We start from the raw sequence: 13,786 nt of genomic DNA on the forward strand, positions 1-13,786 counted from the left end.
GACAGTAGCGGGAGATTGTTTTGGAAGCAAATTTATAAAGATTCAATACAGTAATTATCTTCTTCATCTTTGTTTAAATATGATATTGCAATGCCATACTTTCTTGAAATATCTTCAATAATATCAGAATGAATTGAATCATAAGGCCCTAATATTATTGATTTAGGAATGATGTTATTTAGATAGTGCTCATCGTTTATGGATCCAAAAAGTCTGTACTCTTCCTCATATATCCAGCACTTTGCTTTTGTTTTCAAAATCCCAAAATCTTGAGGAGGGTTTATGCCTTCAGCAATTTTTTGTAATTGTTCAAGGGTTACACAGGCTCGCCCCTCATATTCGACAAGCCTAATATCATATTTTTTCTCATCTAACTCATATCCTAAAGCAATTCCGCTGAAGCCGCCTGCGTAATGGGCCCATAGCAGAGGTTCTGTTGCGGATTTTGTAAAACACGTGAATCTCTGTCTATCAATTGTTTGTCTGGCAATTTTTTCTGTGTTTAAATATGGTTGATCAGGATGTTTTATTTTTTCTTTATGCTCAAAAACTTGCCAGCTTCCCTCATCTGGATCATTCATTCGGTCACAGGCAGAAAGGTAAATCCTTCTGTTGACTATCATGTCAAGAGAATGTAATAAGCCATCGCCCTGCAAAGACTTGTATTTGTATAATATCATTCTATTTCGCGGCGTTTTGGATAGGTTCGCTTGATCGGTTAGCACAAAAAAGGATTTACCTCTTCAACAAAACAGTAAACCCGGCTTGCTCAAAATGATGATCAGTGCTGAAAACGTTTTGTATCCCCAGAGATTTTGCAAGAACGATACTGGTACAATCCACAAATCCCCAATCTTTATCAGCCATTTGTTTGTACAAAGCAAAACCCCTGTTCATGATATGTTCATCGACAACAATACTTTTCCACTTCTTTGATTGCATTACTGCATCAATCAGTCTGATTGAAAACGGTTTCAGATTGACCGTGCTGAAAGCATTTCCAAATTCAAGTAAAACTGCATTTGAAGTGACAAACAAACTATTTGACCTCACCAAGCGGTCATTAACCTCAATCGCTTGGGAATGAAAAGCATCTCGCTTGTTGCCAATGGCGATCAGTGCCGAGGTATCGACAAACACTTGATTGTTCATCGTCTCGGTGTTCCGTAAAGATAATGATCGTGATTTTCGGCGAAATCGGTTATGCCGGTGTCAACGGCAATATCCTCTAAGTTCAGATTATCCCAGGGATCTCCTTTCGGCGCATCAGGTTTGATCTCTACAGGAATGCCTTCCTGAGCGAAGAATTCCCTCACTTTGGTCATAACCCGCGTGACCTGATCAGGGAGAATATCCGGTAGTGTAATCGTCAATTGCATAAGTAGTCACAGTTTCATGGTTCATCAGCTACGACGTCAAGTACAATTTACAATACAAAACTTACACATTATTTCACTCCATACAAAAGAGTGAGCTACTCCACTCCCTCAACAAACCACCACACATCCCCGCTTCTCGGCTTCACCATCCCCGCAGGCAGTTCCGGCCTTTCTCCGTTGCTGATCGCGCGGGCGAGTTCGTAGCGTGACGGCGGTACGAGGAAGAGCACCGTTTTGGCTTCGTTGATGACGGGCAGGGTCAGCGTCAGTCGCATTCCGGGCGGTTTGCCGTTTGGGGCATCGACGGCGATGACCCAGCGCTCCTTCTCCTTGAGCGATGTGTGGTCGCCGGGGAAGAGGGAGGCGGTGTGGCCGTCGTCGCCGAGGCCGAGGAGGATGAGGTCGAAGGAGGGCGGGGCGTCGTCCGTCCCGGTTTTTCTGAAGAACTCCCGGAGCAGCGATTCGTAGCGGCGGGCGTCCTCTGCAGGATCGCCTGATTCTGTCGGCATCCTGAAAATGTTCTCCGGTTTTACGCAGACGTGGCGTAAGAGCGTTTCGCGGGCCATGCCGTAGTTGCTGTCGGGGTGGCTCGGCGGCAGGTAGCGCTCGTCGCCCAGAAAGAGCAGAGTGTGCGCCCAGGGTAGCGCGAGCGCGTCGGGGTTGCGCGGGCAGCGGCGCGCCTCGACGGGCAGCTTGTAGCCGAGTTTGTGGTAGCGCTCCTCGCTGATTCCTTCGGCAAGCTTCTGGTGCAGCGCTCGCGGGGTGTTGCCGCCCGACAGCACCAGCGTGAAGCGTCCCCGCTCGGCGACCGCCCGGTAGGCCGCGTCGGTGATGAAGGCGACCGCTTTTTCGAGCAGCGCGTCGTGCGGGGCGGAAATCCAGTGCGTCATGCTTCTCCGGTTTTGAGCAGTTCGAGCGCTTTTTCGGCGATGTTCGACGCCGTGAAGCCGAAGTGCTCCATCACTTGCGGGCCGGGGGCGGACGCGCCGAAGCGGTCGAGGCCGATGACCGTGCCGCCGCTTCCGGCCACGTCGTGCCAGCCGAAGGTGGTGGCGGCTTCCACGACGACGCGCTTCGTGACGTTCGGGGGGAGCACGCTCTGGCGGTATGCCGCGCTCTGTTCGGCGAACAGCTCTTTCGAGGGCATCGAGACCACCCGGACGGCGTAGCCCTCTTGTTCGATCACTGCTTTGGCTTCGAGCGCTGGATGCACTTCGGAGCCTGTGGCGACGATGATGGCGCAGTTGCCCGGCTCCGCTTCGGCTCCCTCCGCCCAGTCGGCGAGCACGTAGGCTCCTTTCGGTACTCCGTCGCGGAGGCGTCCGTCGGCGTCGTCGAGCACCGGCAAGCCTTGCCGCGTCAGCACGAGGGCGGCGGGTTTGCGGCGTTCGAGCGCGAGCAGCCACGCCGCCGCCGTTTCGTTCGCATCCGCCGGGCGATAGACGTCAAAGCCCGGCATGGCGCGCAGCATGGCGAGCTGCTCGATGGGCTGGTGGGTCGGGCCGTCCTCGCCGACGCCGATGCTGTCGTGCGTGAAGATGAAGAGGGAGTGGGTCTGCATCAGGGCGGCCAGGCGCAGCGCCGGTTTCATGTAGTCGGCGAAGATGAGGAAGGTCGCGCCGTAGGGAATCACCATGTTCGAGAGCGCCAGGCCGTTGACCATTGCGCCCATCGCGTGCTCCCGGACGCCGAAGTGCAAGGTCGCTCCGCCGTAGCTCCCAGCCTCGAACGCGGCTCCGAAGAGTGTGCCGTTCGACGGGGCCAGGTCAGCCGAGCCGCCCGCGAGCAGCGGGATTTTCTCCGCGATTGCGCCGAGCACTTTTTTTGACGCCTGCCGCGTGGCCAGCTTTTCGCCCGCCGTGAACGCCGGCATCTCTGGCAGCCACGAGGCGGGGAAGCGGCCCGAGGCGAGGTCGGACAATGCCGAGGCGAGGTCGGGTTCCTCCTGCCCGAACGCTTTCCAGAGCTGTTTCCACTCCTGTTCCAGCCCGATGCCGCGTTCGGCGACCGCGCGGAAATGGCTGCGCACCTCGTCCGGCACGACGAACGATGCATCCTCCGGAAAGCCGAAGGCGCGTTTGACCAGCTTCGCCTCGTCCGGGCCGAGCGGCTCGCCGTGCGCCGAGGCGGTGCCCTGCTTGTGCGGGCTGCCGTAGCCGATGGTAGTACTGACGATGATGAGCGACGGGCGGTCGTCCACCTCCTGCGCGTCGCGCACGGCTCGCTCGATGGCGTCCAGGTTGGTGCCGTCGATGTGCGAAATGACGTGCCAGCCGTAGGCCTCGTAACGCTGGGCCACATTTTCGGTGAAGGCCAGGGCGGTGGAGCCTTCGATGGTGATGTGGTTGCTGTCGTACAGGCAGATCAGTTTGCCGAGCTTGAGGTGGCCCGCCAGCGACGAAGCCTCCGAGCTGACCCCCTCCATCAGGTCGCCGTCGCCGCAGATGACGTAGGTGAAGTATTCGATGAGCGCCCGCTCCGCCGTGTTGAGCTTTGCTGCGAGGAACCGTTCGGCGGCGGCGACGCCCACGGCGGTGGCGATGCCCTGGCCGAGCGGGCCGGTGGTCATCTCGACGCCCGGCGTTTCGCCGTACTCCGGATGGCCCGGCGTGCGGCTGCCGAGCTGGCGGAACTGCTTCAGCTCGTCGAGGCCGAGGCCGTAGCCGCAGAGGTGCAAGAGCGCGTAGAGCAGCGCCGAGCCGTGGCCCGCCGAGAGCACGAAGCGGTCGCGGTTGGGCCACTCCGGATTGGCGGGGTTGAAGCGCATGATTTTGGTGAAGAGCGTGTAGGCCATCGGAGCCGCGCCGAGCGGGAGTCCCGGATGACCTGATTTGGCTTTTTCGACCATATCGACCGCGAGCAGTCGGATCGTGGAGATCGCTTGTTGTTCGATGGAAAAGGTGTTGGGCATGAGCGGATGGTTTCGGCAGTTGAAAGGTATGATTGAAGGTAATCATTCTCGGCGGTCAAGGTCAAAATTCCGTGGTGGAGGATTGCCAGTTTTTGCGGTTGGCCGGCAGAATCCTAAGTTTGGATGATGAGGCGATGTGAAGAGTCAATCATCGTCAGAGAAATGTTCTGTCGTCTGTCATTCTGTCCCGACCACTATCGGGAGAAGAATCCAGTTTTTTTTCAGGGCTTGGTGATAAATGATTGATTCTGAAAGCTATACGTGACTTTCTGGATTCTTCATTCCGCTGCGCTTCATTCAGAATGACAGAGGAAAACATAACAGTGTTACCAACCCAACCCCTCAGCCTATGCCGCTTTTCGATGGTTATGGATTCCTTGCCGGGTCGCTGCTCCGGTACGGTTGCGACAACCGGCAGGATGCGTGGCACTACTACCACTGCTCGCTGCTGGTGCGCGCGCGGGGCGCGGTTTATCGCTGCGTGGTCGATCTGGACAGCAAGCAGCGCCGCGACGGCATTCAGTGGAAGGTGGTCGAGTTGCCGCATGACCGGGCGGCGGCGCTGCGCGATCATCCGGACGGCTGGCGCTTTATCGGGATGGATGAGGAGTCCGGGGCGCTCGATTACTACCGGAGCGAGTGGCTCGGCCCGTCGGCGGAGTGCGTCCGCGCCGGTTGCGAGGAGGGGGCGAGCTTGCATTGCTGGAAGTACGGCACGGGCAACGATGCGTTTCGCGACCTCGAACCGATGCTGCGGCGCGGGCGAAGAATCTTCGTGTTCGGCGAGCCGTTCCGCAATGGCAAGGGGGTGCACAACATTCACCAGAACCAGGGCGATCCGCCCGGCAGCCGGTGGGCGGCGGAGAACGGCCCGTGGCAGGACGGCGCGGTGATGGTCGAGCGGCCCGACGGCAGCGTGGCGGCGTTTCTCTGCAAGTTCAGCACGCAGCGCTTTTGCCTCGCCGAAGCACAGGCTTGAGCTTTCCTCGACGCGGTGTTACCTTTTAGAATGCTTTGTTTTTCAACGATCAGCAAGGAGATTGATATGAAAGGACATTCTGGTTTCCGAAAGGTGACGATCATGGTTTTGGCGCTGCTCTGTTGCAGCCTTCCCGCTACTTCGCTTCATGCCGTCGAGAGCGGTATTTCGGTATCGGCATCGAGCGCGGTGACGTATGATCCCGATACGGCTGAATTCACGACGACGGTTGAATCGACCGGCAAAGACGCGGCCAGAGCCGCCGCCGCGACTGCCGCGCTCTGGAGCGAACTCCAGCAGGCGCTGCGCAAGGCGGGCGTTTCCGCTGCCGACGCTTCGTCGGCGAGTTACACGGTGAGTCCCGAGTGGGAGTGGAACCGTTCGACGGGCAAACGGGAGTTCCGGGGCTACAAGGCGCGGCACGTCGTGCGGGTCGTGGTGCGTGATCTCGGCAAGCTTGGCGGCGCGATCGACGCCGTGGTCGGCGCGGGCGCGGGCACGGGCACGGTCGATGGATTGCGCTACTTTTCGTCCCGCTTCGAGAGTCTTCGCCTACAGGCGCTCGCCGATGCCGTCAGGAGCGCAAGGCGCGATGCCGAGGTGATAGCCCGCGCCGCAGGCGGAAAGCTTGGTGCGTTGCAGGAGCTTCAGTACGGCCAGCCGCAGAACGATTTTCCCGTGATGCGCGCCGTCATGGCCGAGGCGGCTCCGGCTGGCGCGCCGCCGACCGACGTGCAGCCGGGTGAGCAGAAGCTGACGGTTTCGGTCAGCTCTCGCTGGCAGTATCTTTCGGGAAGCGGCAAGTGATACGTCAGCGGGCGCGGGACTTTGCCTGAAATCAGCATCCGGCGCGATGGTTCGCTTCGGCGAAGAGGGCAACGATTCGTGACAGCCATGAAAAAAGATATTCTTGAGCGGTACGACCGGACGGACGACGGTCTCCTCGCCGTCGATGTGTATGCGTCGAAGGTCGAGGAGCTGTACGAGGATTTCGACAAGCAGGCGCCCTTTCACCGCAAAGACCTCGACGAAGATTTGGCAGCCTACCTGCTCGACTGCGTACGTGAAATCGGCAGGGTCGATTTCATCATCCGCATAACCCTCGACGCCATTCCATCCGTGGAGCTTCAGGATCGCATCCGTACCAGCGCACGGAGGTTCTTTATCTACCAGCGGGAGCTGGAGCTTGCCTCGATGCAGCGGCTGCTGAAAAAATCCCTGCTTTTTCTTCTTTCCGGCATGGCGCTGCTTTTTGTTTCGTTATCGCTTGGCGCGGCCATAGTCCCGGACTTGCAGCAGTTTGTTTACGAGCGAGTGCTCGTCGAGGGGTTGACCATCGCGGCCTGGGTATCGATCTGGGAATCGCTGAGCAATCTGATGTTCAACTGGTGGCCCGCGCGGCAGCGCATCAGGCTGAATTCCCGCATTGCCGATGCACAGGTGCGGTTCCAGAGCAATGCAGGTATCCGGCGCTGAATGAGGTTGAATACGCTATTCAGCGTAGTACTTCGGCGCAATCGTTTTGCCTCGACGAAAAAAGATTTATCTTTACTGGATTTTATAAAAAAGCCAGCCGGACTCTCCGGCGCGGCAATCGTGCAGGAGCTTGCCTGAGCCATCCTTTCCTGACCGTATGTTGCCGGCTTTCTGTTCATGACTAACGATTACCATGACGCGGCCTCTTCGACCGCGCTTTGAGGAGTATGTGTATGAAAAAAAGAGTCATAGCCGTTTCGCTGACGCTGTTCATGGCGTTGCCCGCGGCCAGCCGCGCCATTCCGGCTGACGATTCGCCGGAGAACCGGTGGATTACCTCAGTGATGCAATCCATCAAAGAGGAGAACGATATTGACCCGGAGGCGCTCAAGCTCGCCTTGAAGGGATACTGGAACCTCTATCGCGAGGGACAGCTCCGTCGCAAAGACGTTATTACGCTGATTGATTTCAGCAAACCCTCTGATGTCAAGCGTCTGTACATTATCGATGTCAGAAACGTCAGGATTCTTCGCTCTGCTCTTGTCGCCCACGGCAGGGGGAGCGGTGATGTCATGGCGACCAGCTTCTCCAACCAGCCAGGCTCGAACCAGAGCAGTATCGGCTTCTATCTCACGGAAAGCACCTACGCCGGAAAGAATGGCTACTCCCTTGTTTTAAAAGGACTTGACCAGGGAATCAACGACAAGGCCGAGATGCGAAGCATCGTCATGCACGGCGCAGACTATGTTTCCGAGGATTACATCAGCCGCACCGGTCATCTCGGTCGCAGCCTCGGATGCCCGGCCGTGTCGATGGAGCAGTGTTTCGACCTGATCGATCTTATCAAGGACGGCACGTGCCTGTTCATTTATCACAAAGACCAGGGCTATGCATCCCGGTCGGTTGTGCTCAATCCTGAACTCGCGCTTGGCGGAGTGAAGGGACAAAATCCAGCATAAGTTTTACTCTCTATTAATGTTCCCTTTCGTTTTGCTCTGGTTCGCGCTGATGTCGGCTGCCGCTCTGGTTTTGCCGGTTCCGGCTCATGCGGCTGACAGCACCGCCACTCGCCAACTTCCTGACCAGCCGGTTAGCAGCTATCTGAAAAGCTATCTCTACCGTCTCGAACGGCTGGATAATGTTACCGCACCCCGACGCCTGGTCATTGACGGGCAGTTGCAGCGTTTTTACCGGTCGATCGGCTACCGCGCCGCGTGGACCAATAAAAAGGCCATTGCGCGCCTGGTCGATGTTATCGAAGAGAGTGACGAAGACGGCCTCAACCCCTCCGATTACCATTTTGCGGAGATCAGGAAATTCGCCGCAAATCCTCCCGATTCTCCGGCATTGCAGGCCCGGGCCGATATCCTCATGACCGACGCCGTTTTCACGCTGATGTCGAATCTGCGTGCGGGCAAAATTGACCCCGGCTCGCTCGATCCCAACTGGAACATCGCCGCCCACAAGCCGGGCGCGAACTATGACCAGACGCTGATGGCGGCGGTCATGGGCAGCGAGTTTCCCGAAATGATCGCAGAGCTGCGGCATTTGTCGCCAGAGTATGCGCGGCTGCGCAAAGCGCTTGCGCGTTACCGCAAGATTGCCGACAACGGCGGATGGCAGCCGGTTTATCAAGGGCCGAATATCGAAAAAGTCGGTCAGGTCGATCGACGGATGCCGCTCATCCGCCAGCGTCTCATCCTGTCTGGCGACTACTCAGGGGACGAGCCTTCGATCTCGGATCCGGCCTCGCCAGCCGATTCTCTGGCTATTAACGCGCCCGCCGACAAGGTTTACACCCAGGAGTTGTACGATGCAATGCGTGCCTTCCAGGCGCGGCACGGGCTGTCGGTTGACGGCATCATTGGCATCGCGACCCTCAACGCCATGAACTACCCGGCGCCGCTGCGGGTCGATCAGATACGGGCCAATCTCGAACGGACGCGCTGGTATGACGGCATTCTGGGCAGCACCTATGTGATGGTGAACATTCCGGCATTCTCGGTCAAGTACGTCCGGGACAACGCCGTCCAGTGGAAGTCACGGGTCATCGTCGGCAAGCCTGACTTGCAGACGCCGGTTTTTGCCGCCCAGATACAGTCCATCATCTTCAATCCCCACTGGGTGATTCCTTCGGGCATTCTTGTCAAGGAGTCCATTCCGGCTATCAGAAAGAATATCGGCTATCTCAGCAAGAACCAGTTGACCGTGGTGGACAACAAGGGCAAACCGGTCGATCCGTCGAGCGTCAACTGGTCGCAGTATAGCAACGGGGGTTTTCCGTATCGGCTGGTTCAGGCTTCCGGCGATGACGGATCGCTGGGCAGAATCAAGTTTAACATGCCCAACCGGTTCACGGTCTATATGCACGATACGCCGACCAAGCCGCTCTTCGAGCGAAGCTATCGCGCTTACAGTCACGGATGCGTCAGGGTTGACCGGCCTTTCGAGCTTGCCGAGGAGCTGATGCGCGATTCCGAAAAATGGAGCCTCTCGAAGATCGAAGCTGCGATCGGTACCGGCAAAACGCGCACGATTCCGCTTTCGGTCAAGGTGCCGGTCTATTTCTTTTATCAGACCGCTTTTGTTGACGGTGACAAAATTAACTTCAGGGACGACATTTATAAAAGGGACAAAGAGCTGCTCAACGCCCTCGACAACAGCAGAGGTCGGCGGAACGTCGAACAGGCTGCGCAGTAAGGGATTTCGTCTGACAGAACCTCAACTTGCCGGTTTATGTCATTCACCGTTACCATCGATGTGTCGAAGCAGTTCGATACCCCGGCCTTGCCGGAGAAGGTGTTCGAGCTGCTGGCTGACGTTCCCCATTCCGCTTCGCATTTCCCCGATCTCGAAAAGCTCGAACCGCTCGGCGGCAACACGTTCCGCTGGATCATGGAGAAGATCGCCATTGGCGACCACACCTTGCAGCAGACCATCTACGCCTGCGCCTATCGCAGCGACCGCGAGTCGCTGAGCGTAAGCTGGACGCCCGTCGAGGGCGAGGGCAACGCACGGGTCGAAGGCGGCTGGCGCATCGAACCCGCCGGAACCGGCACGAAAGTTCAGCTCCACACCAAAGGCGCGCTCGAAGTCGATCTCCCCGGATTCCTGCAATTTCTCCTCGCCCCGCTCGTTGAACTTGCCTTCAAGCAAAAGATCGACCGCTACATCGCGAACCTGCAAGAGGCGTTCGAGAAGGGGTAGATGGCCTATCGATGGCACGTTGTTCTGTCGCTGTGTGTCATTGCGAGGAGCGCAGCGACGCGGCAATCCACTCTTTTCCGGTATTGCGCGACCTGCTGGCAAGGCTGACAAAATCCGCCATAAATTTGTTAACATCGAGAGTGCAACGCCGCTTTGACAAGCGGGAAAACAGGAGACTCGATGAACACAGCCGAAAAAATCTACAAAACAGTACAAGGACTTCCGGAGCCGATGCTTCACGAAGTACTTGACTTTGTCGAGTTTTTACAGAAGAAAAACAGGCGGAGAACATCGCCGTCCAAAAGCCAGAGCGAAACGGACGACTATTTCGCTAACCCGTTGTTTCTCAAGGCTATAGAGCGTGGTAAGGAGGATGTCAAAGCGGGCAGAGTTACGAAAATCGCTGATCCCAAAAATGTATGGGACAGTATTCAGTAGGTGTCTCAAATAGATAAGGAAAAAGAGGAGGGATATATGCAAAAAGTAATTGATGATATTGATGCCGCCTGGGAACAAGAAATTCTCGACAGGATTCTTGCTGTCGAGGGGGGAACTGCTGAAGACATAGACTATGATGAGGCGATGAAAATGATATTGGCTGATAAGAGTGTGACGACGAAATGATAGAACACTATGTATCCTTCAGTAATAAAGGTCACGGCGGAAAAGGATTATCAGATAGTCGTAGAGTTTGATAATGACGAACGTGGTATTCTGGATATGAAGCCGTATCTGAATTTTGGTGTGTTCAAAAAGCTTGCAGATCCGGCTGTGTTCGGCTCGGTAAAGGTGTCGTTCGATACGGTGGAGTGGGCGAACGGCGTTGATCTTGATCCTGAGTTTGTTTATGAAAAATGTGTAAGGGAGTCGTGTTCGGCCAAGTCGTGATGAACTTGGCTTTTGCGGAATATTTCAGTTTCTTCAGGGCATAACATGCCAACGCTCAAGCCACTTGACCAATGAACGACATTCCAGAAAAGAGCCTCGAATCGGTAACGCAACTGGCGCTGCAATTCCTTGCCGAAGCTATCGGCCAATGTCCTGCCGGACTTGAGCGGAGCGGCAATCAGGATGTCGTGTTTGCCGTGGTGGGCTTTCAGTACGGCGCGGTGCAGAGCGCGGCGTATGTTGCCGGGCTTGGCGCGGATGACTGGAACAGCATCGCCGGTGAGGTGATCGGCCGGATCAACGGGATGGAGCGGGAGGCGGTCGCGCAATTTCTCTCCGTGATGCCGATGCTCGCCCGGAAGGAGTATCCCCCGATCAGCATCGGAGGTCAGGCGATCATCCGCTTCTACAATGCCGCCACCGACGAAGAAAAACTCACCGCCGCCGCCTCGCTGAGCGAAATTCTCCGCCAGATTGAAGAGGGGTAGAACGCGAAATTTATTAACATCAAGAGTGCAACGCTGATTTCTCAAGCCGAGTAACAGGAGAACATGCTCAATGCCAATTATATCAATGTTTTACGGAATCATTATCCGCTTGTATCTTCTTGATAACAAACACCACAATACTCCACACTTCCATGCCAGATACGCGGAGTTTGAAGCTTCCGTGGGCATCGAAGATGGAGATATTCTGGCAGGCAATCTGCCGCGCAAGCAGTTGCGCCTGGTGCAGGCGTGGATTGAATTGCATCGTGACGAATTGATGGCTGATTGGGAGTTGGCGATTAATGGGGAAGAACCATATAAAATTACACCGCTGTGAGGTCTTGTATGTATTGGGATGCAAAAATTGTCAAGCCGTTACCTGATTATCGGCTTTATGTTGAAATCGAGGATGGGCGTCGGGGTGTCTTTGATATGAAGCCTTACCTCGATCGCGGTGTTTTCCGGGAACTCAGGGATGAGCATTATTTCAATCAGGTCGGTATTCTGTTTGGTGCTGTGACCTGGCCGCACGAGCAGGATATTGCGCCGGAGACGTTGATCGAGGAGATGGTGCCGGTTGATGCGATGCCGGACAATGCGCTCCAAGCGGACGCTTCGAGTTGATGAAGTTTGATGACATGCCCTGGGAGCGCGGAGCCCCAGCTTGGCATGAGCCGAAGGCTCAACGAATGTTCCGCATCGGAGGCCAGGCGATCATCCGCGTCTACAACGCCGCCACCGACGAAGAAAAACTCGCCGCCGCCGCCTCGCTGAGCGAAATTCTCCGCCAGATTGATGAAGGGTGAAGGTTTTTACGGCAAAAGCTGCGGTGTTTTGTTGATGAAATGGTATATTTGTGACGCAATAAATTTTTGTTGATTTAGTAAAAGTTTTCTATAGGTGTTTTATGTGAGATATATATAGTAAGCTTTATGCAACTTTAATAACCAAGGGGGAGAAAATATAGTGAAACAAGATACATTCTGGTCAGACACATTGACTGTTTGTTTGTCTGATGAATTTGAGAGTTCAGTTGAAGGTCCATATCACGTTGTAGAAGCAATAGCCGCGCACTTACGCTCACTTGGACTAACCATTACTAGAATTGAGGAAAGTCAAAAAGGAACGATAAACATTAATCCACGTCGTGAAGCGTTTATAAAGATTGGTGCTAACGATAAGACCTTAAAAGATATAGAATTATTTCTTGAGAGCAATGGAGTGCATCTTACAAAAAATGAAACAGCCGTAGAGCCAAATTATCTTGAGTTTAGTTATGAACTTGAGAACATATCTCGTTGGAGCAAAGACACATAACAAGGTGCGCAACTCATTGAAATCGCATTATTACGTCATGGATTTAGCATTGAAGTTCAATGGTTTTTTGCAAAGAAAGGGTGGTCTTTACAGAAAGCATATAAATAAATTTATTCATAAATGGGGTTAATATGGGTTGTGTTAGAGAAAAGATTTCGACACTTATCCAAGATATAAAAGGCATGGGATGTAACTTTCCGATGCTATATATCAATCTTGATTTTATAGATAAAATGGAGGTTGAGATGTGTGTTAATGATGTGTTTTTTCGGAGTTTAAAAGATATTGAAAAACATGTAGATAAATCGCTGAAAAATATTGAAGATTACGCTGCTCTTGTAGAGATTAAGAATAAGTACTCTGAAGCTTATATTTATTCAAAGCTTAACTCATTATTGGTTCTTGATAAGGTTCCTGAAAATGAAGCCAGAAAAACTCCTGACTATAAGGCTTTATTTAGAGGGAAAAATATTTATATAGAGTTAAAAAGCTTAAATATGCTTGGTGGTAATTCTAAGCATAAAGAGATAATGCATGATGCATTTGAATCAAAACTATACCTTGAGGGTGAAATCAGTAAGGGGAATTCAGTGGCTTTCAAGGAAGGTGAAATTTGTCCTTATGACAAAGGAAATGCTGATTATGATCCTCGCTCTGTAAGACTTGTGATAGAATTATTGATTGAGAAGATTGGTAACAATATAAAGAATGAGCAGTATTCCTGTGGAGATACTGTGCTGCTTATTGATTTTTCTGACCAGCTTCCAATCATTTCTAAACCATCTGATGCTCTGCAGCAGCACTACTACGATGGTGATAGTAAATCTCAAGTCAGTGGGGAATTATGGAATGTGGCGTTCGGCAGACTTAATGATGCAATATATCGAGCTTCCAAATTTGAAGGTGAAAGTAATAATGATGGTTTGTTGGAAAAACAAGGTGTACTGATATCTTATCCATTCATTAAGGGAATTGTCTTTCATTATTGGGGGCATTTTTATTCAATAGCTCAAATGACAAGGGATAATTCACCTGTTATTCATTTACTTGAATCTCTATGGGATATATTCCCCGAAGCTCTGCTTCGTTAAAGATAAAAGTGTAATAATTGAGCACATATATTCATAAAAGTCATAATGTA

20 protein-coding genes are annotated in these 13,786 nt (G+C 53.6%); 15 read left to right on the top strand and 5 right to left on the bottom strand.

The window, feature by feature from the left end; translation table 11 throughout:
* Positions 1-32: 32 nt before the first annotated feature.
* From EST62_RS07865 to tkt, 5 genes are all read right to left on the bottom strand, one after another.
* Positions 33-581, bottom strand: a complete 549-nt coding sequence (locus EST62_RS07865; protein ID WP_167599250.1) for a DUF2971 domain-containing protein — start codon at positions 579-581, stop codon at positions 33-35.
* Positions 582-735: 154 nt separating this feature from the next.
* A complete protein-coding gene (locus tag EST62_RS07870) occupies positions 736-1,152 on the bottom strand; it encodes a type II toxin-antitoxin system VapC family toxin (protein WP_129051554.1) in 417 nt (138 codons plus the stop codon).
* Positions 1,149-1,379, bottom strand: coding sequence for a hypothetical protein (locus EST62_RS07875; protein ID WP_129051555.1), 231 nt, complete (start codon positions 1,377-1,379; stop codon positions 1,149-1,151). Before EST62_RS07875 ends, EST62_RS07870 begins: the two co-directional genes overlap by 4 nt.
* A 95-nt stretch (positions 1,380-1,474) precedes the next feature.
* On the bottom strand, positions 1,475-2,269 hold the full coding sequence (gene pgl, locus EST62_RS07880) for a 6-phosphogluconolactonase (protein WP_129051556.1): 795 nt from the start codon (positions 2,267-2,269) through the stop codon (positions 1,475-1,477).
* Positions 2,266-4,290: a transketolase gene (gene tkt / locus EST62_RS07885; protein WP_129051557.1), complete on the bottom strand. Its 2,025-nt coding sequence runs from the start codon at positions 4,288-4,290 to the stop codon at positions 2,266-2,268. Before tkt ends, pgl begins: the two co-directional genes overlap by 4 nt.
* A 349-nt stretch (positions 4,291-4,639) precedes the next feature.
* Here tkt and EST62_RS07890 point away from each other — a divergent pair, with 349 nt between their 5' ends.
* The 15 genes from EST62_RS07890 to EST62_RS07955 all read left to right on the top strand — a co-directional run bounded on the left by EST62_RS07890 (position 4,640) and on the right by EST62_RS07955 (position 13,736).
* On the top strand, positions 4,640-5,269 hold the full coding sequence (locus EST62_RS07890; protein ID WP_129051558.1) for a DUF2278 family protein: 630 nt from the start codon (positions 4,640-4,642) through the stop codon (positions 5,267-5,269).
* Positions 5,270-5,335: 66 nt separating this feature from the next.
* Positions 5,336-6,076 (top strand): SIMPL domain-containing protein, encoded by a 741-nt coding sequence (locus EST62_RS07895; RefSeq protein WP_245153544.1) that lies wholly within the window; start codon positions 5,336-5,338, stop codon positions 6,074-6,076.
* A gap of 87 nt (positions 6,077-6,163) precedes the next feature.
* The gene (locus EST62_RS07900) at positions 6,164-6,745 is read left to right on the top strand and encodes a hypothetical protein (protein WP_129051559.1); all 582 of its coding nucleotides are present in this window, start codon (positions 6,164-6,166) and stop codon (positions 6,743-6,745) included.
* A gap of 233 nt (positions 6,746-6,978) precedes the next feature.
* On the top strand, positions 6,979-7,704 hold the full coding sequence (locus tag EST62_RS07905; RefSeq protein WP_167599251.1) for a murein L,D-transpeptidase catalytic domain family protein: 726 nt from the start codon (positions 6,979-6,981) through the stop codon (positions 7,702-7,704).
* Between the two features lie 16 nt (positions 7,705-7,720).
* Positions 7,721-9,445, top strand: a complete 1,725-nt coding sequence (locus tag EST62_RS07910; RefSeq protein WP_129051560.1) for a murein L,D-transpeptidase — start codon at positions 7,721-7,723, stop codon at positions 9,443-9,445.
* Positions 9,446-9,481: 36 nt separating this feature from the next.
* Positions 9,482-9,952: an SRPBCC family protein gene (locus EST62_RS07915; RefSeq protein ID WP_129051561.1), complete on the top strand. Its 471-nt coding sequence runs from the start codon at positions 9,482-9,484 to the stop codon at positions 9,950-9,952.
* Between the two features lie 180 nt (positions 9,953-10,132).
* Entirely contained in the window at positions 10,133-10,390 is a 258-nt protein-coding gene (locus EST62_RS07920; RefSeq protein WP_129051562.1) for a DUF2281 domain-containing protein, read from the top strand.
* Between the two features lie 36 nt (positions 10,391-10,426).
* Positions 10,427-10,576 carry a hypothetical protein gene (locus EST62_RS13490; protein WP_167599252.1) on the top strand — a complete coding sequence of 50 codons (150 nt, stop codon included), beginning with the start codon at positions 10,427-10,429 and terminating at the stop codon, positions 10,574-10,576.
* A gap of 9 nt (positions 10,577-10,585) precedes the next feature.
* Positions 10,586-10,840, top strand: coding sequence for a DUF2442 domain-containing protein (locus EST62_RS07925; protein WP_129051563.1), 255 nt, complete (start codon positions 10,586-10,588; stop codon positions 10,838-10,840).
* Between the two features lie 71 nt (positions 10,841-10,911).
* Positions 10,912-11,328 carry a hypothetical protein gene (locus tag EST62_RS07930; RefSeq protein ID WP_129051564.1) on the top strand — a complete coding sequence of 139 codons (417 nt, stop codon included), beginning with the start codon at positions 10,912-10,914 and terminating at the stop codon, positions 11,326-11,328.
* A gap of 70 nt (positions 11,329-11,398) precedes the next feature.
* Entirely contained in the window at positions 11,399-11,665 is a 267-nt protein-coding gene (locus EST62_RS07935; protein ID WP_129051565.1) for a DUF4160 domain-containing protein, read from the top strand.
* A gap of 8 nt (positions 11,666-11,673) precedes the next feature.
* Positions 11,674-11,952 (top strand): DUF2442 domain-containing protein, encoded by a 279-nt coding sequence (locus EST62_RS07940; RefSeq protein WP_129051566.1) that lies wholly within the window; start codon positions 11,674-11,676, stop codon positions 11,950-11,952.
* Positions 11,952-12,134 carry a hypothetical protein gene (locus EST62_RS07945; protein ID WP_167599248.1) on the top strand — a complete coding sequence of 61 codons (183 nt, stop codon included), beginning with the start codon at positions 11,952-11,954 and terminating at the stop codon, positions 12,132-12,134. The genes EST62_RS07940 and EST62_RS07945 overlap by 1 nt, the downstream gene beginning before the upstream one ends.
* A 160-nt stretch (positions 12,135-12,294) precedes the next feature.
* The gene (locus tag EST62_RS07950; protein ID WP_129051568.1) at positions 12,295-12,645 is read left to right on the top strand and encodes a hypothetical protein; all 351 of its coding nucleotides are present in this window, start codon (positions 12,295-12,297) and stop codon (positions 12,643-12,645) included.
* A 131-nt stretch (positions 12,646-12,776) separates the two neighbouring features.
* Positions 12,777-13,736 (top strand): hypothetical protein, encoded by a 960-nt coding sequence (locus EST62_RS07955; protein ID WP_129051569.1) that lies wholly within the window; start codon positions 12,777-12,779, stop codon positions 13,734-13,736.
* Positions 13,737-13,786 lie beyond the last annotated feature (50 nt).

The sequence above is a fragment of the Chlorobaculum sp. 24CR genome (genome assembly GCF_004118635.1).
Classification (GTDB): domain Bacteria; phylum Bacteroidota; class Chlorobiia; order Chlorobiales; family Chlorobiaceae; genus Chlorobaculum.